Here is a 20,069-nt window from a genome sequence, read left to right on the forward strand (position 1 = left end):
TCATGGCCAAGCATGAAGCCGTATCCCCCGCTCCAATTCCCCTTCCAGAAGCACAGACCGTGCAGATCGTTTCGAGGGAGTTGGAGGAGGCTGTTGAAGACGATGACGACGATGACTTCGACGATTCCGCAGGGGACGAGTTGGATACCTCCGGTATCGATGAAGCGCACGTCGATGACGCGACCTGGCTTACGTTCGCCGAGGCGTTCCGTAGGATGCGGAAGCGAGCGAAGGCCTCCGAACGCGAAGGCCGGGCCATCCTGCTATGTGGACCGACCGGATCGGGGAAATCGCACGTGTTGGATCGCGTGGAGAACGCCCCGACGTTCGTCCCGATCGAGACCGACATGGGCATCGTTCGAACGTTGGTACGCGTCGATGCGCCGGCTCCCTGCACGCTGAAGACGCTCGGCACGACGATCTACAGAGAACTGACCGGCGTCGATCTTCGTTCGCATATCCAGGAACACGAGATATGGAACCGGGTGCGTGCGCAGCTCGCCGCGCAGAAGGTGAAGTACCTGATGATCGACGAGCTGAACCATGTCCTGTTGGCGAAGAGCGTCATCGAGCATCGCAAGGTCGCCGAGACCTTCAAGCGCGTGATGCAGATGAAGGACTGGAAGGTCTACCTGATCCTCGCCGGAATGCCGGAGTCCCTACCGTTCCTTCGAGGCAACGGTCAGCTCAATCGCCGGACGAAGAAGATCGAGATCCGACCCGTCGTCGCTGGCGACGTCGGAAACGCCGCCATCGCGACCCACGTCAAGATCCTGATCGAGAAGCTCGGAACGGCCGTCGACTTCGATCTCGCCGAAGCCGCCCCCCGCTTCCACCTGGCGAGCGGCGGATACCTGGGAAAGGTAGCCGAACTCCTCAAGAACGCTCTGGAGGTCGCCAGTGACGCAGGCGGCGATCACATCACCCTCGGCGACCTAGCGGAAGCCTATGACGACCTCTACGGAGCGAGCACGGATGATATTGGCGACGAGAAGAACCCCTTCCTCTGCACCGACCATTCCCTCGCCATGCGGATCGTCGCCGCGGACAACAGTCGCGAGACGAAGCTTAAGGGCAAGAGATCGTCCCCTCAGCGGCTCGAGGCCCAGATCTGACCAGTGGATTCCGACGTCGAGGAACACGGGCGAGGACGCATCGTCCTATACCCTCCGACTGACGGAGACGCATGGGTTCGGGTCCGTTCGTCGTTTCATGGGCGAGGCAGGGTTGCGGCGAGGGGACCTGTCGACCGGCACCGGGTTCGCGAGGCTTGCGCGGATCGGTCGCTGCGATCCACGGGGTCTCTGGCGGGAGAGTGCGGTAGGGCGACGGAGCGGCGTCCAGATCGCCGGTCAGCAGCTCCACCGTTACCAGTGGTCGTCGACGGTCCGTCGCTTCTGCCCGTCGTGTTTCAGGGACGACGTGATGCGGAACCGAAGCGACCTCAGTCGACCCGTGATGTGGAGCCGGGTTTGGTGGGGAGTGACGGACATCATGACCTGTCACGTTCATCGCCGTCTCCTGGCGTCGACATGCGGTTGTGGTCGGCCTGCGGACTGGTCTCACGGCAGCGTCGGCACCTGCCCGTGCGGGGGTTCCTATCGCGATAGGACGACCGAACGGGTCACCTCGATCGTCGATCGCTACATCGTCGGGCGGTTGGGCTTCGCCGATCCCATCCGCTCGAGTGTCCTCGACGATCTGCCGCTGTCGGACGCTCTCCGGGCGGTCGGCGTCTTTGCCGACACCGGCACGCAGCCCTCATCGAACCCGATCGCTCGGAGGAACACTGCCTTTGAAGCCTTGAGCGGTGGTGAGACGGAGATCGTGCGGCATATCGCTGGGATCGCAGCGCGCCGCGGCGAACGGCCGGGCGCGATGAGTCGATTCGGGGAAGTGCACACCTTCGCTCGCGATCTTCCGGCCAGTTCGGCGCGAACCCACCTGCTGGATCTCATGCGACGGAACGTCCAAATGAACGTCGCTGGCAGATCGTCGCGCTCGAAGCGCGCCTGACAGACGTCACCAGATCGAAAAGAAGGGGCGCACGTGGCGCCCCTTCTTTTTGCCTCCGAACGCAGAGTCAGACTTTCGCGACGATCGAGTCAGACACCCCCCGGTTAAGAGTCAGGGTTCCATGACGACGCACACAGGACAATGCCGCCATGAGGCCTAGCATCCAACGGATTTGACCAGTTGGTAAAATAATTTGACGCGTCCCGGTTTCTGGGATCATTCTCATCTGGAACGGTTCAAGACGATCCGCTCTCCAGGGGATCGCTCCGAACCGCGAGGATCATCCGCCCTTCGCGTCGGTCGGCGCTTCGGGCCATGGAGGCGCGTTCATGCAGCAGCAGCTTGGTCCCGACATCGCCCACGGGCGCCTCGAAGCCGCCGACATCGCGAGCGGCTTCTCCGATCTTCACCCGCCGCTGGAAGCGCATGAGGCGTTGGTGGAGGCCGATCGCTGCTACTTCTGCTTCGATGCCCCCTGCATGCAGGCCTGCCCGACCTCGATCGACGTGCCTCTCTTCATCCGGCAGATCCAGACGGGTACGCCCCTGGCAGCGGGCCGCACGATTCTCGACAGCAATATCCTGGGCGGCATGTGCGCCCGCGTCTGCCCGACCGAGACGCTGTGCGAGGAGGCCTGCGTGCGCGAGGCGGCCGAGGGCAAGCCGGTGAAGATCGGCATGTTGCAGCGCTTCGCGACGGACCGGGTGCTGGAGACCGGCGACCATCCGTTCGATCGCGCGCCCGAGACCGGTTGCAGAGTGGCCGTCGTCGGCGCGGGACCGGCGGGGCTGTCCTGTGCCCATCGGCTTGCGATGCTCGGACACGACGTCACGCTGTTCGATGCCAGGCCCAAGGCCGGCGGTCTCAACGAGTACGGTATCGCCGCCTACAAGGCGACCAACGGCTTCGCGCAGGCCGAGGTCGACTTCGTGCTCGGCATCGGCGGCATCCGGCTTGAGACCGGCAAGGTCCTCGGTCGCGACATTCATCTGGCGGACTTGCGAGCCGACTTCGACGCGGTGTTCCTCGGCATCGGTCTGTCGGGCGTCAACGCGCTCGGCGCCGAAGGCGAGGCCGCCGCCGGGTCGCACGATGCGGTCGCGTGGATCGCCGATCTGCGTCAGACCGTCGACCTCGCGCAACTGCCGGTCGGGCGACGCGTCGTGGTGGTGGGCGGCGGCATGACGGCGGTGGACGCGGCCGTGCAGGCCAAGGCTCTCGGCGCCGAGGACGTGACGCTCGTCTACCGGCGCGGGCGCGCCGCGATGAACGCCTCGCGCTACGAGCAGGAACTGGCCCAGACCCGCGGTGTCCATATCCGCTGCAACCTCGCGCCGCGCCGGATCCTGGCCGAGAACGGCCACGTGACCGGGATCGAGCTGGAGCGCACGCGAGAGGAGGGCGGATCGCTCCGCTACACCGGCGAGACCCTGGTGATCGAGGCCGACCAGGTGTTCAAGGCAATCGGCCAGCAACTCGTCGCGGATGGCCTGTCGAACGAGACCGACGGCCTTGCGCTGGATGGCGGCCGGATCCGGGTCGACGGCGAACGGCGTACGAGTCTGTCGCGCGTCTGGGCGGGCGGCGACTGCGTCACCGGCGGCTCCGACCTCACCGTCGTCGCGGTGGAAGATGGCAAGGTCGCGGCCCTGTCGATCGACACCGCCTTGCGCGCCGCCGCCATTCCCGCGGGCCTGGCCGGACGCCTCCTCGACGCCGCGACCCCTCTTCACGCCCCCGAGCGCTGACACGGAGACCGATCCATGGCCGACCTATCGACGAGCTTCCTCGGTATCCGATCGCCCAACCCGTTCTGGCTGGCCTCCGCGCCGCCCACCGACAAGGAGTACAACGTCCAGCGCGCCTTCGAGCAGGGCTGGGGCGGCGTGGTCTGGAAGACGCTGGGCGAGGGTGACCCGGTGGTCAACGTCAACGGCCCCCGCTACGGCGCGATCCACGGGCCCGACCGGCGCCTGTTGGGCCTCAACAACATCGAGCTCATCACCGACCGCTCGCTCGACACCAATCTCGAGGAGATCGCGCGGGTCAAGCGCAACTGGCCCGACCGGGCCATGATCGTTTCGCTGATGGTGCCCTGCGAGGAGGACAGCTGGCAGCGCATCCTGAAGATGGTGGACCAGACGGGGGCGGACGGCGTCGAGCTCAACTTCGGCTGTCCGCACGGCATGTCGGAGCGCGGCATGGGATCGGCCGTCGGCCAAGTCCCCGAGTACATCGAGATGGTCGCACGCTGGTGCAAGCAGCACTCGCGCCTGCCGGTGATCGTCAAGTTGACGCCCAACATCACCGACATCCGCTATCCCGCGCGCGCCGCCAAGCGGGGCGGCGCGGATGCCGTGTCGCTGATCAACACCATCTCCTCGATCGTCTCGATCGATCTCGACCACTTCGCGCCGACGCCCACCATCGACGGCAAGGGCAGCCATGGCGGCTATTGCGGGCCCGCCGTGAAGCCGATCGCCCTCAACATGGTGGCGGAGATCGCACGCGACCCCGAGACCTGGGGCCTGCCCATGTCGGGCATCGGCGGCATCACGACCTGGCGCGACGCGGCCGAGTTCATCGCGCTCGGCTGCGGGACGGTGCAGGTCTGCACGGCCGCCATGACCTACGGGTTCAAGGTCGTGCGCGAGATGACCTCGGGACTGTCGGAGTGGATGGACGAGAAGGGCTACCGGACGATCGAGGACTTCCGCGGCCGGGCGGCGCCCAACGTCACGGACTGGCAGTACCTCAATCTCGCCTACGTCACCAAGGCGCGGATCGACCAGGACCTCTGCATCTCGTGCGGGCGCTGCCACATCGCCTGCGAGGACACGTCCCACCAGGCCATCACCAACATGGTAGACGGTCGACGCCGCTTCGAAGTGATCGACGAGGAATGCGTCGGCTGCAATCTTTGCGTCAACGTTTGCCCGGTCGAGAACTGCATCACGATGGAGCGTATTGCCGGTGTCGACCCCCGAACCGGCAAGCCGATACCAGACGGTTACTCGAACTGGACCATCCATCCCAACAACCCGATGCGGCGCGAGACGATGCAGTTCGCTCCCGAACCCGTTCGTCTTCCCGACGCGGCGGAATAGCAAGACGAGAACCGGGCTTCGCCGGTCGGCGATTGTAACGGAACAATAAGGTGCGCGAGCAATATTGGTGCGGTGCGAGTGGACGGGAGCGATCACCGTCCCTCGCATGCGCCTCGCAAGCCTTATCGGGTACCCGCCGTGCGACTGTCCATCAACGCCAAACTCATCGCCAGCGGCGTCATCCTCGCAGCGATCGCATCGACCTTCTCGTTCCAGATGTATCGAGGGGCGGGCGTTCTCGGACAGACCGTGCAATCCGTCTTCGACACGGGCGTCGATCCCCTTCGGGACGTCGATGCGGCGGTGGCACGGGTGCAACGTCTGCAGGACCGGATCGTCGACACGCAGGATGCGGGCGGACCGCTCGCGATCGACGGCGACATGCAGGCCCGCGTTCTCGACGACCTTTCGGCCGCGCTCGCAGCCCTGCGCAAGGCGGGCACACGGATCGGCGAGCCCAGTCTCACGCAGCGGCTCCAGGAACTTGACTTCGCGATCTCGCGCCTCCGGGCCACCGAAGGCGACGTCACGCGCCGCTTCCTGCGTCGCGAACTGTCGGAAACGCTGTCGGGTCTCGAAGACGTGACCCAGAAGCTGCAGCACGGCATCCAGCGGCTGCGCGACGATACCTCGACGCAAAGTCGCCAGTTGGCCGATATGAACTGGCTCGCCCTGGCCGTCTTGCTGGCGGCTGGGGGACTGCTGATCGTCTACCTCGGCTGGAGCATATCAGGGCCGATCCGTCGCGCGGCCTCGACGCTTCGGGACGTCGGAGGCGACGAGCCTCAACCCAAGCGTCGCTCCCGGAACGCGCTGCAGGACCTGTCCAACGCGGTCGCCTTCGTGGAGGCGCTGGTGGTCCAGCGCGCCGATGCGGCGCAACAGCGCGACACGGACCAGAAGGAACGGGCCGAACACGAGATCGCGGCGCAGCGTCGCCGCTTCGATGCCGCGCTCGATCGGATGTCGCAGGCCTACTGCCTGCTCGACCGCGACGGCGATCTCCAGTCGGCGAACGAGGCCTTCTATCGCCTGTTCCCGCACGTGACGCGCCGGGCGACCGCCGCGCTTCTGGCGGCCGATCCCGATCTCGGTCCGCTCCTGACGGAACCCGCGAGTCGCGAGACGCCGCGACGGCTCGCTGGTGGCCGCAGCGTCTTTCTGCTCCGGCACCGCGCCGCGCGGACCGGCGACGAGATCCTGGTTTTCGAGGACGTGACGGACCGCGAGGCGGCGCGCGAGGCGATCGAGCGTCTGGAAGGCGAGGACGGGCTGACCTCGCTGCCGAACCGGCCGGCATTCATCGCCCGGGTCGAGCAGCTCATCGCGAGCGGCGATCGCTTTACGCTCGTGGCGCTCGATATCGAGGGTTTCCGCAACATCAACACGACGCTGGGCCATGGCGCGGGCGACGAGGTGTTGCGCCAGGTCGGTCGCCGTATTGTTGCCGCCGCGGGACCTGACGCCTTCGTGGCGCGCCTCGGAGCGGACGAGTTCGGTATCGCTCTGGCGCGCCAGACCGACGCCGCCGCGGCGGAACGACTGATGCGCTCGATCCTCTCGGATCTCCAGGACAAGCCGGTCGTGGTGGCGGGCCGTCCCCTGACCGCGCGCATCGCCGCCGGCGTCGTGCCGGTCGCGGCCGAAGCGGATCGGACGGAGGCGCTCGACGCGCATGGCGCGATGCAGGACTGCGAGGTCGCGCTGCATCGTGCCAAGGCCGACGGTTCGGCGCAGCTCCAGGTCTTCGCGCCGGAGCTTCGTGCCGAGATGGAGGCCCGGCGCCGGCTCGTTGCCGATCTGCACGATGCGCTCGCACGCAACGAGTTCGAGCTTTACTTCCAGCCCATCGTCGATTGCCGCCGCAAGACCGTCTCGGGCTTCGAGGCGTTGGCGCGCTGGGCCCATCCGCAGCGCGGCATGGTGTCTCCGGCGGAGTTCATCCCCGTCATGGAGGAGGCCGGCATTATCGGCGCGCTCGGCCGGTTCGTCCTGCGCGAAGGCTGCCGGCAGGCGGCCCGTTGGCCGAGCGATCTGTCGATCTCGCTCAACCTGTCGCCGCTCCAGTTCAAGAGCCCGACGCTTCTGGCGGACGTGCGCAACGCCCTGTCGTCGAGCGGCCTGTCCCCGGACCGGCTTCATCTGGAGGTGACCGAGTCCCTCTTCCTCGACGATGCGGAAGGGGTGCTTCAGACGTTGCAGAGCCTGCGCCAGATGGGGCTTGTCGTCTCGATGGACGATTTTGGCACCGGCTACTCCTCGCTCGGCTACCTCAGCCGCTTCCCGTTCGACAAGATCAAGATCGACCAGTCATTCGTGCGCGACATGGCCCGGCCCGAGAACATCGCGATTGTGCGCGCCGTCATGGGGCTGGGCTCCGCTATGCGCATGACGGTGGTGGCGGAAGGCGTCGAGACCGTCGAGCAGATGGAACAGCTGGAGCGAGAGGGGTGCCGCGAGATGCAGGGCTACCTGTTCTCCCGCCCCCGACCTGCCGGCGATCTGCCCAAGATGCTGATGGAGATCCGTTCCCGGTTCCGCGCCAACGGCTATGGCGTGGTGCGCGCCGACAACGACGCGATCCGGGCGTAGCGTCGGGCGCTCAGCCCGCGTCCGTTCGTGGCCGAATACCGCTCAGGACGATCGTCAGAACCGCCTGAGCCGCCTGGTCGTCGAAGCCCGGCTGATCCACCTGATCGCCGAGGATGGCGCGGATCTGCGGCGCGAAGTCGGCGTAGTGCTGGGTGGTCGCCCAGATCAGGAAGATGAGGTGGACGGGATCGACGGGAGCGAGGCGCCTTTGTCCGACCCAGCCACGGATCACGGCTGCCTTTTCCTGCACGAGGCCGCGCAGGCGTGTTTCCAGCGCGGAGCGGATCACCGGCGCGCCGGCCAGGATCTCGTTGGCGAAGAGGCGCGACGCCTCGGGCGTGCGCCGCGACATGCGCAGCTTGAGCGTGATGTATCTTCGCAGTTCCTCGACCGGGTCTCCGTCCGAGTTCAGGGCCTCCAACGGGGCGAGCCATTCATCGAGCGTGCGCTCCAGAACCGCGCGATACACGTCCTCCTTGCGACGGAAATAATAGAGGAGGTTCGTCTTCGACATGCCGGCGCGGCGTGCGATCTCGTCGATCGTCGTGCCGCGAAACCCGTGGCCGGAGAAGGCCGTCAGAGCCGCTTCCAGGATTACCTCGCGGTTCTCGCGCTGGATGCGCGTCGGCGGCCGTTCCCCATCCTCGATGACCGTCGCGTCCATCGCTGCATGCCCTGAAATGTTGCGCTGCCGCATCGTGCCGATCAAGCGTGCAACTCGTCTTGACCGGTTCCAAATGTCCCCATAGCCTCGCTTTTGACCAGCCAGTCAAGAACGCGCCGGCCCCTGCCGGAAGCGATGCGACTTGGGACAGAAAGCGACGCGGCCATGAACGAGCACGCCCCGATCCAGACCAATAATCTGGAAGCCTTCTGGATGCCGTTCACCGCGAACCGGCAGTTCAAGAAGGCGCCCCGACTGCTCGTGGGCGCCAAGGACATGCACTACACGACGGCCGACGGTCGCCAGCTTCTGGACGCGACGGCGGGGCTCTGGTGCGTGAACGCCGGCCACTGCCGCCCGAAGATCACCGAAGCCATCGCCACGCAGGCCGGACAGCTCGACTATGCGCCGGCCTTCCAGATGGGCCATCCCAAGGCGTTCGAACTGGCGGCGCGCCTCGTCTCGATTGCGCCCGACGGCCTCGACCACGTGTTCTTCACCAACTCGGGCTCCGAGTCGGTCGATACCGCACTCAAGATCGCGCTCGCCTATCAGCGCGTGCGGGGTGAGGGGTCCCGTTTCCGCCTGATCGGTCGCGAGCGCGGCTATCACGGCGTCAACTTCGGCGGTATCTCGGTCGGCGGTATCGTCAACAACCGGAAGATGTTCGGGACGTTGCTCACCGGCGTCGATCACATGCGACACACGCACGACCCCGAGCGCAACCCCTACCCGAAGGGTGCGACCGAGCACGGGGCCGAGCTCGCCGACGATCTCCTGCGCATCGCGACGCTCCACGACCCGTCCACGATCGCGGCCGTGATCGTCGAGCCGGTGGCGGGTTCCACGGGCGTTCTGCCGCCACCGAAGGGTTATCTCCAGCGCCTTCGCGAGATCTGCGACCAGCACGGCATCCTTCTCATCTTCGACGAGGTGATCACGGGCTACGGCCGCATGGGCACGCCGTTCGCGGCGGACTATTTCGGCGTGACGCCCGACATCATGGTGACGGCCAAGGGCCTGACCAACGGCGTCATTCCGATGGGCGCGGTTCTGGTGCGCGACGAAATCTACGACGCCTTCATGGGCGGCGGCGAGAACCTCATCGAGTTCGCTCACGGCTACACCTATTCCGGCAGCCCGATCGCTGCGGCCGCCGGCCTTGCCACGCTCGACACCTACAAGGAGGAGGGCTTGTTCGAGCGCGCGCAGGCGCTGGAGCCGGTCTGGGCGGACGCGCTCCACTCGCTGAAGGGCGAACCGCACGTCATCGATATCCGCACGATCGGCTTGATCGGCGGCGTCGAGCTCGAGCCCATCGCCGGCGCCCCGACCAAGCGGGCTTTCGCGGCCTTCCTGGATGCCTTCGAGAACGGGCTGATGATCCGCACGACCGGCGACATCATCGCTATGTCGCCGCCGCTGATCGTGTCCGAAGCGCAGATCGGCGAGATCGTCGACACGCTGCGCGCCGTCCTGCGCCGCCTCCAGTAGACTTGCCGAGCCGAAGGGCAACCGACAGCATGAGCTTGGCCACGAACATCCAGACTGACGGCGACCGGCTCTGGCAGACGCTCGACGAGATGGCCGCCATCGGCCCCGGGGTCGCGGGCGGCAACAATCGGCAGACCCTGACCGATGCGGACGGCGAGGGACGCTACCTTCTGAAGCGCTGGTGCGAGCGTGCAGGCCTTTCCATGGGGCTCGACACGATGGGCAACATGTTCTTCCGGCGAGAAGGAACGGAGCCCGATCTCGAGCCCGTCTACATGGGCTCGCATCTCGACACCCAGCCGACCGGTGGGCGCTACGACGGCGTGCTCGGCGTCCTCGGCGGCCTAGAAGTCATGCGCACGCTGAACGATCTCGATATCCGGACGCGGCGGCCGATCGTCCTCGTGAACTGGACCAACGAGGAGGGCACGCGCTTCGCTCCCGCCATGCTGGCCTCCGGCGTCTTCGCCGGCGTTCACGAGGAGGACTGGGCCAAGGCGCGGGTGGACCGCGAGGGCAAGAGCTTCGGCTCGGAACTCCGGCGCATCGGCTGGGAAGGCGACGAGCGCGTCGGCGCACGGCCGATCCACGCGATGTTCGAGCTGCATATCGAACAGGGCCCGATCCTCGAAGACGAGGGCGTCGACATCGGCGTCGTCACCCACGGGCAGGGCCTCTGGTGGCTGGAGGTGACGCTCAACGGCCGCGAGAGCCATACGGGCTCCACCCCCATGCCCAAGCGTCGCAATGCCGGTCTCGGGCTCGCGCGCGTCACCGAACTCGTCCACGAGACCGCCATGGCCCACCAGCCGGATGCGGTCGGGGCAATCGGTCACGTCGAGGTTTATCCGAACTCGCGCAACATCATTCCCGGGCGCGTGGTCTTCACGATCGACATCCGATCGCCCGACAAGACGGTGCTCGACGCCATGCGCGAGCGGATCGAGCGTGGCATCGCGGAGATCGCTGCCGATCTGCAACTGGAGTTCGGCGTCGAGCCGGTCGGGCACTTCGACCCCGTCACCTTCGATGCCACCTGCATCTCCGCGGTCCGCTCGGCGGCGGAGCATCTTGGGCTTTCGCATCGCGATATCGTCTCGGGCGCGGGGCATGATGCCTGTTGGATCAACCGCGTCGCGCCGACGTCGATGATCTTCTGCCCGTGCGAGGGTGGCCTCTCGCACAACGAGGCCGAGCGGATCACCAAGCCGTGGGCGAAGGCCGGAGCCGACGTCCTGCTGCAGGCCGTTGTCGAGACGGCCGAGATCGCGGAGACGCGGGGGTGACCGAGCATCTGGGCCGGCTGATCGATCACGTCGAGCTGCGCGTCGCCGATCTGGAGGCGAGCCGCCGCTTCTACGCCGCCGTCCTGCAAACGCTTGGTCACCGCATCGAGCGCGAGGGACGCTACCTCTTCTGCGACGAGCTGGCGATCTTGCAGGCGTCGGGGCCCGTATCGCGCGTGCACCTTGCGTTTCAGGCGAGCGATCGGAGCGCGGTTCAGGCCTTCCACGCGGCCGGCCTGGCCCACGGCGGCCGGGACAACGGGCCGCCGGGCGAGCGCGACTATCATCCCGGCTACTACGGCGCCTTCGTTCTCGACCCGGACGGCAACAACGTGGAAGCGGTGACGCACGGCCCCGTTCGCCGCAGTGCGGCGAGCGTCGTCGTCGAGCGGACGGACCGCTGATCCGATGCGGCCCACCGATCCCCGCGGCCAAGGCCGCCTCGCTCGATCGGTGAACCCCCTGCCTTCCCGCCATCGCGGTCGTGCGGTGACGCGCCGTCGCGCACGCATGCCTCGTCTTGCGGACGCGCTCGCGCGCGTTTCGCCGTCTTGTAACCGGAGAGCCGTCATCCTATGAGCATCGTGATCAAGGGCGGAACGCTCGTCACCGCCGATCTGACCACCAAGGCCGACATCCGGGTCGAGGACGGGCGGATCGCCGAGATCGGACCGAACCTGTCCGGTGACGAGACGATCGACGCGTCGGGCGCCTATGTGATGCCGGGCGGCATCGATCCGCATACCCATCTCGAGATGCCCTTCATGGGCACGCATTCCTCGGACGACTTCGACACGGGCACCGCCGCCGCGCTGGCCGGCGGCACGACCATGGTGGTGGACTTCTGCCTGCCGGCGCCCAACCAGGGTTTGATCGACGCGCTCCAAGCCTGGCACCAGAAGGCCGGCAAGGCGCGCTGCGACTTCGGCTTCCACATGGCGATCACGTGGTGGGGCGAACAGGTCTTCGCCGAGATGCCCCGCGTCGTCGCGGAGGGCATCAACACGTTCAAGCACTTCATGGCCTACAAGGGGGCCCTGATGGTGAACGACGACGAGATGTTCGCCTCGTTCTCGCGCTGCGCCGAGATCGGCGCGCTGCCGCTGGTCCATGCCGAGAATGGCGATGTCGTCGCCTTCCTGCAGCAGAAGCTCCTGACTGAGGGCAACAACGGTCCCGAGGCGCATGCCTATTCCCGCCCGCCCGAGGTGGAAGGCGAGGCGACGAACCGGGCGATCATGATCGCCGACCAGGCCGGCGTGCCGCTGTACGTCGTCCACGTGTCCTGCGAGGAGTCGCACGAGGCTATCCGGCGTGCCCGGCAGAAGGGCATGCGGGTCTTCGGCGAGCCGCTGATCCAGCACCTGACGCTGGACGAGGGCGAGTATCGCAACCCCGACTGGGACTATGCGGCACGGCGCGTCATGAGCCCGCCCTTCCGTGACCGGAAGCATCAGGACTCGCTCTGGGCCGGCCTGCAGGCCGGCTCGCTGCAGGTGGTTGCGACCGACCACTGCGCCTTCACGACCGAACAAAAGCGCACGGGCGTCGGTGACTTCACCAAGATCCCGAACGGCACGGGCGGCCTCGAGGACCGTATGGCGGTGCTGTGGACGAAGGGCGTGCGCACGGGGCGGTTGACGATGAACGAGTTCGTCGCCGCGACCTCCACCAACATCGCCAAGATCCTGAACGTCTACCCGCGCAAGGGCGCGCTTCTGGTGGGCGCGGATGGCGATATCGTCGTCTGGGACCCCGGCGCCACCAAGACGGTTCGCGCCGCGAGCCAGAAGTCGGCGATCGACTACAACGTTTTCGAGGGTTTCGAGCTGACCGGCCTGCCGGCCGTGACCCTGTCGCGCGGCCGCGTCGCCTACCGCAACGGTGAGGTCATGGCCGGGACGGGCGAGGGGCGCTTCGTCGAGCGCCCGGCCAATGCGCCGGTCTCGCAGGCACTCTCGACCTGGAAGGAGCTGACCGCGCCGCGCCGTATCGAGCGTTCCGGCATTCCGGCGGGCGTATGAGGATGATGCGGACGTTCCTCTTCCTGGGCCTGGCGCTCGTCGTGACGAGTGTCAGGGCAGCCGACAGCTTTCCCGGTGGCGTGTTCGGTCAGGCGGACGGCTGCCGTTATGCCAAGACCGGCGAGTCCAGCGGCGCCGACGATTTCCTTCTGATCGATCGCGACGCGATCACCACGGCGGTCGCCGTTTGTCAGATCAAGAAGGCCACGATGGAGGGGGCATCCGCCGCCAAGCTCGTTCTCTCGTGCGAGAGCGAAGGGGAGAGCGGCGACGACGAGGCGGCGACCGCATCGCTGCGGAACGGCGCCTGGACCGTGCGGCTTGCCGACGGAACGGCGTTCGGACCCGCCAAGAGGTGTCCATGAGCGCCGCTCCGGCTGTCGACGCGCGAAACCTGTCGCTGACCTTCGAGACCGGTGATGGTCCGGTTCACGCCCTGAAGGATATCGATCTTTCCATTCGCCACGGCGAGTTCGTCTCCTTCATCGGCCCGTCGGGCTGCGGAAAGACGACGCTCCTGCGGGTGATCGCCGACCTCGAGCAGCCCTCGGCCGGAGCGATCGCCGTGAATGGTTCGTCGGCGGAGGAGGCACGCCTCAAGCGCGCCTACGGCTACGTCTTTCAGGCCGCGGCGCTCTACCCCTGGCGCACGATCGAGCGCAACGTCGCCCTGCCGCTGGAGGTGATGGGTGTGCCCAAGGGCGAGCGAGCCGGGCGCATCGCGCGCAATCTCGAACTCGTCGGGCTGAAGGGCTTCGAGCGCAAGTTCCCCTGGCAGCTCTCGGGCGGCATGCAGCAGCGCGCCTCCATCGCCCGTGCGCTCTCGTTCGATCCTCAACTTCTACTGATGGATGAACCCTTCGGCGCGCTCGATGAGATCGTCCGTGACAGGCTTAACGAGGAGTTGTTGAAGCTTTGGATGAAGACGCGAAAAACCGTCGTCTTCGTCACCCACTCGATCCCGGAAGCCGTGTTTCTGTCGACGCGCATCGTCGTCATGACCCCTCGGCCGGGCCGCATCACCGACATCGTGGACTGCGATCTCGGCCCCGACCGCCCGCTGGAGATCCGAGAAACGCCGCGGTTCCTCGAGATCGCTCACCGGGTGCGCGAAGGCCTGCGGGCCGGGCATTCCTATGACTGACCCTGTGAAGGCGATCCGTCTCGAACCCGCACATGCCCGCGACGCCCTGGCTTGCGCGGACATCTTCAACCGGTTCGTCGACGAGACGGAATGGATGCCGCGGGTCCACGATCGCGACGACGTGGCCCGGTTCTATTCGACCGTGATGCTGCCCGAACGGGACGTGACGGTTGCGAGGGCGGACGAAGGCGTCGTCGCCTTCATCGCCATCGAGCGAGGTCACGACCACGTCGCCGCTCTCTACGTGCGGAACGACTGGAGAAACGTGGGTCTCGGGAGGCGGCTGCTGGCTGTGGCGCGGCAGCGATGCCCGGACGGGTTTCAACTCTGGACGTTCCAGCGCAACACCGCGGCGCAACGCTTCTATGCCGCGAACGGTCTGTGTGAAGTTTGCCGGACGGACGGCGACAACGAGGAGAGCCTGCCGGACATCCTTCTGGAATGGCGGCCCGACCGATGAGCACCGCGACTCCCGTCTCCGAACCCGGCGCAGCCATCGGTGCCTCGGCGCCCCTGCGCGCGGCGCCGCGTCGCGCCAGGGCCGGACGCACCGGTCCGGTTCTCGCCGTCATCGCTGCCATCCTCGCCGTCTGGTACGTCGCCGCGGTTCCCATGAACTGGCCGACGGTCGGCGCGCGGCTGGCTACCGCCAACGGCGGAACGCCACCGGCCCCATGGACTCACATGCTGGCGACCTGGTCCGCCGAGCGTCCGGTCCTGCCGGCGCCCCACCAGATCGCCACGGAAATCTGGCGCACCACCGTGAACGTGCGGCCGACCTCGCCGCGCTCGCTCCTCTTCCATGCGCAGGTGACGCTGTCCTCGACGCTGCTCGGCTTTGCCATGGGCTCGGTGCTCGGCATCCTGATCGCGGTCGGCATCCTTCACTCGCGCACGCTCGACCGCTCGCTCATGCCCTGGGTGATCGCGTCGCAAACCATCCCGATCCTCGCCGTCGCACCGATGATCATCGTGGTTCTCAACTCGGTCGGCGTGACGGGCCTCGTGCCGAAGGCGATCATCTCCACCTACCTTTCGTTCTTTCCGGTCACGGTCGGCATGGTGAAGGGCCTGCGCTCGCCGGATCGCATGCATCTCGACCTCATGCGAACCTACGGCGCCAGTCGCCTGCAAACGCTCATGAAACTGCGTGCGCCGGCCAGCTTGCCGTTTTTGTTTGCCTCGATGAAGATCGCGGTTGCGGCGGCGCTGGTTGGCGCCATCGTCGGTGAGCTTCCCACCGGCGCGCAAGCCGGTCTGGGTGCGCGCCTGCTGGCCGGATCCTACTATGGACAGACCATCCAGATCTGGTCGGCGCTGGTCGCCGCTTCGCTTCTGGCTGGCCTGCTGGTCGCCCTGGTGGGCGTAGCGGAGACGATCGCGGTGAAGCGGATGGGGGGTCGATGAGTGCTTTGGCCGCCCCGCATGGCGATCTCCGCGCCTTCGATATCTCCATCGCCCTTGGCGTGGCGCTCGGCGCGCTGGCCGGTGCGCTGGTTCTCGTGCAGGCGGGCCCGGCCGGACTCGTCTTCTGGCCCCTCGTGGTTCTCTTCTGGCTGGCGGCGTGGCGGTTGACGGCGCGTCTCGCGACGCTGGAGCCGACCACGACGCTGGCTCGGCGCGCCGTCGGCGTCGCCGTGCCGGCCGTCTTCGGCCTCACGCTCGTCGCACTCTGGGAACTGGTGGTTCGGGGGTTGGATGTCCCGGTCGTGCTCTTGCCGGCGCCCTCGCTGATCGCTCAGCGCATCGCCGGTTCGTTGCCGATCCTTTGGGCCGACTTCCGGCAGACGTTCCTACGTTCGGTGCTGGCAGGCTATGCGATCGGCTGCGGCACGGGGTTTGTGGCCGCGATCCTGATCGACCGTTCGCCCTTTCTTCGGCGGGGCCTGCTGCCCATCGGGAACCTCGTTTCGGCGTTGCCGATCGTGGGCGTCGCGCCGATCATGGTCATGTGGTTCGGCTTCGACTGGCCGTCCAAGGCGGCCGTCGTGGTGATCATGACCTTCTTTCCGATGCTGGTGAACACGGTGGCGGGTCTGGCCGCCAGCGGTGCGATGGAGCGCGATCTCATGCGCACCTACGGCGCAAGCCCCGGGCAGACGCTCCTGAAGCTGCGCCTGCCGGCCGCCATGCCGTTCGTCTTCAACGCGCTCAAGATCAACTCGACGCTTGCGCTGATCGGCGCCATCGTCGCCGAGTTCTTCGGCACGCCGATCGTCGGCATGGGCTTTCGCATCTCGGCCGAGATCGGACGGCTCAGCACCGACATGGTGTGGGCCGAAATCGTCGTCGCCGCGCTCGCCGGCTCGCTCTCCTATGCGCTGATCGCCCTGATCGAGCGCCTCGTCACCTTCTGGCACCCCTCGATGCGGGGCGCCTGATGCCCAGTTCAACCCCGATGGAGATTCAGCGCATGAGGACCACCACCAGCATGCTCGCCGCCGCGCTCGCAGCGCTCGGCCTGTCGACCGCGATGGCGAGCGCCGCCGATCCGCTGACGCTCCAGCTGAAATGGGTCACGCAAGGCCAGTTCGCCGGCTACTACGTCGCCCAGGAGAAGGGCTACTACGAGGAGGCCGGTCTCGACGTCACGATCAAGCCGGGCGGACCGGACGTGGCGCCCGAGCAGGTGATCGCGGGCGGCGGCGCCGACGTGATCGTGGACTGGATGCCGGCGGCGCTCGCCGCGCGCGAGAAGGGGTTGGCGCTCGTCAACATCGCCCAGCCCTTCAAGGCGTCGGGCATGGAGCTCACCTGCCGCAAGGATACGGGCATTACCGGGCCCGAGCAGTTCAAGGGCAAGACGCTGGGCGTCTGGTTCTCCGGCAACGAATATCCGTTCCTGTCCTGGATGTCGAAGCTGAAGCTCTCCACCCAAGGAGGCGCCGACGGCGTGACCGTGATCAAGCAGGGCTTCAACGTCGATCCGTTGATCCAGAAGCAGGCCGACTGCATCTCGACCATGACCTACAACGAGTACTGGCAGGTGATCGACGCCGGCATCCCGGCCGATCAGCTGACGGTCTTCAAGTACGAGGACCAGGGCGTCGCGACGCTCGAGGACGGGCTGTACACGACCGAGGAGAAGCTCAAGGACCCCGCGATGGTCGACAAGCTCGCCCGCTTCGTGAAGGCCTCGATGCGCGGCTGGCAGGAGGCCGCCAAGGACCCGGACGCCGCGGCGCAGATCGTGCTCGACAACGACACGACCGGTGCCCAGACCGAGGAACATCAGAAGCGCATGGTGGGTGAAGTCATCAAGCTCGTCGGCGAATCCGACGGCACGCTGGACACGCAGGCCGCCGACAATACGGTCGCGGTCCTGATGGGCGGTGGGTCCGATCCGGTCATCACCAAGAAGCCGGAGGGTGCCTGGACCAGCGCCGTCACAGATCGCATGAAGTCCATGTGAGGCGCGGCGGACCGGGCTCGGGGGGAACCCCGAGCCGGCTCCCGCTAGCCCGGTGTCAGCCCGGCCTTGAGGTGGCGCGACAGCTCCTCGAAGGGCTTGGGCACGGCGGGGTCGCGCGGATGCTGCGAGAGCGCGGCGTAGATGCGTGGCACGAGGTCCACGGCCTGATCGAGGATCGGGTCGGCACCGCGCTGGTAGCCCCCGAGAAGACGAAGATCCCGCGTGTCCTCGAAACGGGCGATCATCGCCCGGAGCCGACCCATGAGATCGCGCTCGGTCGCGCTCCAGCATAGGTCCGCCAAACGCGAGATCGACTTCAGGACGTCGACCGCGGGAAAGCGGCCCTCCGCCGCGATCGCGCGGTCCAGAACGATGTGCCCGTCCAGCGTGCCGCGTATCGCGTCCGCCACGGGCTCGTTGTGGTCGTCGCCATCGACCAGGACCGCAAATAGGCCGGTGATCGTGCCCCCGCCTTCCGCCCCCGGTCCGGCACGCTCCAGAAGGCGCGGCAGGTCCGAGAAGACGCTCGGCGGGTAGCCGCGCGCCACCGGCGGCTCGCCGGCGGCCAGCGCCACGTCGCGCGCGGCGAAGGCCAGGCGCGTGATGGAATCGACGATCAGAAGCACATGGTCGCCGCGATCGCGGAAGTATTCGGCGACCGTCATCGCGGTCTTAGGCGCCAGGCGTCGCATCATGGCGCTCTCGTCGCCGGTTGCGACCACGGTCACGACCTTGGCGAGGTCGCCCTGCATGGTTTCCTCCAGGAACTCGCGCACCTCGCGCCCGCGCTCGCCGACCAGCGCCACGACCACGGTGTCGAAGCCTTGGGAACGAGCCAGCATGCCGAGCAACGTCGACTTGCCGACGCCGGAGCCCGCGAAGATGCCCATGCGCTGTCCGCGCACGAGAGGGGTGAACAGGTCGATTGCCGACACGCCTGTCGGCACGGGATCCTTGACCCGGCCGCGCCGCATCGCGGCGTCGGGCATGGTGTCGGTCGCCAGCGCCCACTCGCCGGGTTCGATCGGGCCCTTGTCGTCGCAAGGGTGGCCGAAGGCGTTCACGGTCCGGCCGCGCCAGGCCGGCGAGGGGGAAATCGTGATGGGGCCGGTTTTCCAGGCCAGCGTGCGCACGCCGCTCTGGAAGCGTACGGCGAAGGGCTTAACGGTCGCGGCGTGTTCCTCGACCCGCACGACCTCGCCGAGCTCCGGCCCGTTCGGCCCCTGGCAGCTGATGCAGTCGCCCAAGCGCACGTAGGGGCTGAGGCCCGCCACGCGAAAGCTCTGCGGCGAGACGTCGACGATGTGGCCGCTGACGCGAACGGGGTCCTGGGACAGGGCCTCGACGGTCCGCGCGCCGGGTATGCGGGCGGCGCTGGCCGGTCCCGTCATTTCGGCGCGCCGAGCATGGAGATGGCGCTACCCAGCGACGACTCCGACGTTTGAATGAGATTGGCAGCCTGCTCGAAGGCGCGCTGCACCGCGATCATGCGCGTCATCTCCAGGATCGGGTTGACGTTGGACCCTTCCTGGAAGCCCTGCAGGACCTGCGTGTCGGCGAACTCGACGACCGGCACCGGCGCCCGATCGGGCACGACGCCGGACGTGCCGGCTCGCGTCAGGTTGGCGCCGGGCGCCATCTGGAACAGGCCCAGCGCGCCGAGCTGGACGCCGTTCTGCGTGATCATGCCGTCGCGCGCGATCGATGGCGCGCCGCCGGCCGGATCGAGCAGGATCGGCGCGCCGCCGACGTCGAGGATCGACTCGCCGTTCAGGGTCTGCAGCTCTCCCGTGTCGAGCATCTGCATGCGCCCGTCGCGCGTATAGACCGGACCGCGGGGCGTCTGGATCGCCAGGAAGGCCTCGCCCGAGACGGCGACGTCGAGCGCGTTGCCGGTCTGCGTCAGCTCGCCCGAGCGTGTCGACAGATAGGTCTCGCCCGACGAGGCGAAGGCAACCGATTCGCGCTGGCTCGCGGTGGACAGGAGTTGCTCGAACTTCACCTCCTCGGACCGGAAGCCAGCCGTGCGGCTGTTGGCAAGGTTGTTGGCGATCGTATCGAGGCGCTTTTCGGCCGCGAGCTGAGCGGACAGGGCAACGGGGAGCGTGGTCTGCATCGGGAGAAGGGGTCCGGGCTGGGATGGGCGGCACGGGAGGCTGGGGATCCGGCCCGCGTCGCGCCACGGCGGGCGCCGCGTCGATGGGATATTGCCTCGCGCCGATGGATCGAGGCTGACATCGCGACGACCCTCCCGGGCCCTTGCGTCGCACAGTCTCGCGCAAGCGCACCTCCCTACATCCGTTACCGTTCTCCTGCGCATGATAGGGACT

The 20,069-nt window shown here is 67.3% G+C and carries 18 protein-coding genes; 15 read left to right on the forward strand and 3 right to left on the reverse strand.

Annotation, left to right across the window (positions count from 1 at the left end; translation table 11 throughout):
- The first annotated feature begins 2 nt into the window (after positions 1-2).
- The 5 genes from BLQ76_RS14080 to BLQ76_RS14100 all read left to right on the forward strand — a co-directional run bounded on the left by BLQ76_RS14080 (position 3) and on the right by BLQ76_RS14100 (position 7,715).
- Entirely contained in the window at positions 3-1,115 is a 1,113-nt protein-coding gene (locus BLQ76_RS14080; RefSeq protein WP_139184015.1) for an ATP-binding protein, read from the forward strand.
- A gap of 7 nt (positions 1,116-1,122) precedes the next feature.
- Positions 1,123-2,016 (forward strand): TniQ family protein, encoded by an 894-nt coding sequence (locus BLQ76_RS22680; RefSeq protein WP_280140073.1) that lies wholly within the window; start codon positions 1,123-1,125, stop codon positions 2,014-2,016.
- A 329-nt stretch (positions 2,017-2,345) separates the two neighbouring features.
- Complete coding sequence (locus BLQ76_RS14090; RefSeq protein WP_090674415.1) at positions 2,346-3,764, forward strand: NAD(P)-dependent oxidoreductase; 1,419 nt, start codon at positions 2,346-2,348, stop codon at positions 3,762-3,764.
- 15 nt (positions 3,765-3,779) lie between these two features.
- Positions 3,780-5,123 (forward strand): NAD-dependent dihydropyrimidine dehydrogenase subunit PreA, encoded by a 1,344-nt coding sequence (preA, locus tag BLQ76_RS14095; RefSeq protein ID WP_090674417.1) that lies wholly within the window; start codon positions 3,780-3,782, stop codon positions 5,121-5,123.
- Positions 5,124-5,261: 138 nt separating this feature from the next.
- On the forward strand, positions 5,262-7,715 hold the full coding sequence (locus tag BLQ76_RS14100; RefSeq protein WP_139184016.1) for a putative bifunctional diguanylate cyclase/phosphodiesterase: 2,454 nt from the start codon (positions 5,262-5,264) through the stop codon (positions 7,713-7,715).
- A gap of 10 nt (positions 7,716-7,725) precedes the next feature.
- On the opposite strand, the gene rutR is transcribed toward BLQ76_RS14100, so the two are convergent.
- Positions 7,726-8,379, reverse strand: a complete 654-nt coding sequence (gene rutR, locus BLQ76_RS14105; RefSeq protein WP_090674822.1) for an HTH-type transcriptional regulator RutR — start codon at positions 8,377-8,379, stop codon at positions 7,726-7,728.
- Positions 8,380-8,544: 165 nt separating this feature from the next.
- On the opposite strand from rutR, the gene aptA reads away from it, so the two are divergent.
- The 10 genes from aptA to BLQ76_RS14155 all read left to right on the forward strand — a co-directional run bounded on the left by aptA (position 8,545) and on the right by BLQ76_RS14155 (position 17,739).
- Complete coding sequence (gene aptA / locus BLQ76_RS14110; RefSeq protein WP_090674421.1) at positions 8,545-9,873, forward strand: omega-aminotransferase AptA; 1,329 nt, start codon at positions 8,545-8,547, stop codon at positions 9,871-9,873.
- Between the two features lie 29 nt (positions 9,874-9,902).
- Entirely contained in the window at positions 9,903-11,159 is a 1,257-nt protein-coding gene (locus BLQ76_RS14115; protein ID WP_090674424.1) for a Zn-dependent hydrolase, read from the forward strand.
- On the forward strand, positions 11,156-11,563 hold the full coding sequence (locus tag BLQ76_RS14120) for a VOC family protein (protein WP_090674426.1): 408 nt from the start codon (positions 11,156-11,158) through the stop codon (positions 11,561-11,563). Before BLQ76_RS14115 ends, BLQ76_RS14120 begins: the two co-directional genes overlap by 4 nt.
- Positions 11,564-11,734: 171 nt before the next feature.
- Entirely contained in the window at positions 11,735-13,183 is a 1,449-nt protein-coding gene (hydA, locus tag BLQ76_RS14125; protein WP_090674428.1) for a dihydropyrimidinase, read from the forward strand.
- Positions 13,184-13,185: 2 nt separating this feature from the next.
- The gene (locus BLQ76_RS14130; protein ID WP_090674430.1) at positions 13,186-13,548 is read left to right on the forward strand and encodes a hypothetical protein; all 363 of its coding nucleotides are present in this window, start codon (positions 13,186-13,188) and stop codon (positions 13,546-13,548) included.
- The gene (locus BLQ76_RS14135; RefSeq protein ID WP_090674432.1) at positions 13,545-14,327 is read left to right on the forward strand and encodes an ABC transporter ATP-binding protein; all 783 of its coding nucleotides are present in this window, start codon (positions 13,545-13,547) and stop codon (positions 14,325-14,327) included. The genes BLQ76_RS14130 and BLQ76_RS14135 overlap by 4 nt, the downstream gene beginning before the upstream one ends.
- Entirely contained in the window at positions 14,320-14,787 is a 468-nt protein-coding gene (locus BLQ76_RS14140) for a GNAT family N-acetyltransferase (RefSeq protein ID WP_090674434.1), read from the forward strand. Before BLQ76_RS14135 ends, BLQ76_RS14140 begins: the two co-directional genes overlap by 8 nt.
- Positions 14,784-15,734, forward strand: a complete 951-nt coding sequence (locus tag BLQ76_RS14145) for an ABC transporter permease (protein ID WP_090674824.1) — start codon at positions 14,784-14,786, stop codon at positions 15,732-15,734. Before BLQ76_RS14140 ends, BLQ76_RS14145 begins: the two co-directional genes overlap by 4 nt.
- Complete coding sequence (locus BLQ76_RS14150) at positions 15,731-16,708, forward strand: ABC transporter permease (RefSeq protein ID WP_090674435.1); 978 nt, start codon at positions 15,731-15,733, stop codon at positions 16,706-16,708. The genes BLQ76_RS14145 and BLQ76_RS14150 overlap by 4 nt, the downstream gene beginning before the upstream one ends.
- A 50-nt stretch (positions 16,709-16,758) precedes the next feature.
- Positions 16,759-17,739: an ABC transporter substrate-binding protein gene (locus BLQ76_RS14155; protein ID WP_425285169.1), complete on the forward strand. Its 981-nt coding sequence runs from the start codon at positions 16,759-16,761 to the stop codon at positions 17,737-17,739.
- Positions 17,740-17,783: 44 nt separating this feature from the next.
- Here BLQ76_RS14155 and BLQ76_RS14160 read toward each other — a convergent pair whose 3' ends face one another.
- Both BLQ76_RS14160 and flgF read right to left on the reverse strand, forming a co-directional pair.
- Positions 17,784-19,130 carry a FliI/YscN family ATPase gene (locus tag BLQ76_RS14160; RefSeq protein ID WP_090674438.1) on the reverse strand — a complete coding sequence of 449 codons (1,347 nt, stop codon included), beginning with the start codon at positions 19,128-19,130 and terminating at the stop codon, positions 17,784-17,786.
- A complete protein-coding gene (gene flgF / locus BLQ76_RS14165; RefSeq protein WP_090674441.1) occupies positions 19,127-19,855 on the reverse strand; it encodes a flagellar basal-body rod protein FlgF in 729 nt (242 codons plus the stop codon). The genes BLQ76_RS14160 and flgF overlap by 4 nt, the downstream gene beginning before the upstream one ends.
- Positions 19,856-20,069: the final 214 nt, after the last annotated feature.

It is taken from the genome of Aureimonas jatrophae (assembly GCF_900104035.1).
In the GTDB taxonomy this organism is placed as follows: domain Bacteria; phylum Pseudomonadota; class Alphaproteobacteria; order Rhizobiales; family Rhizobiaceae; genus Aureimonas; species Aureimonas jatrophae.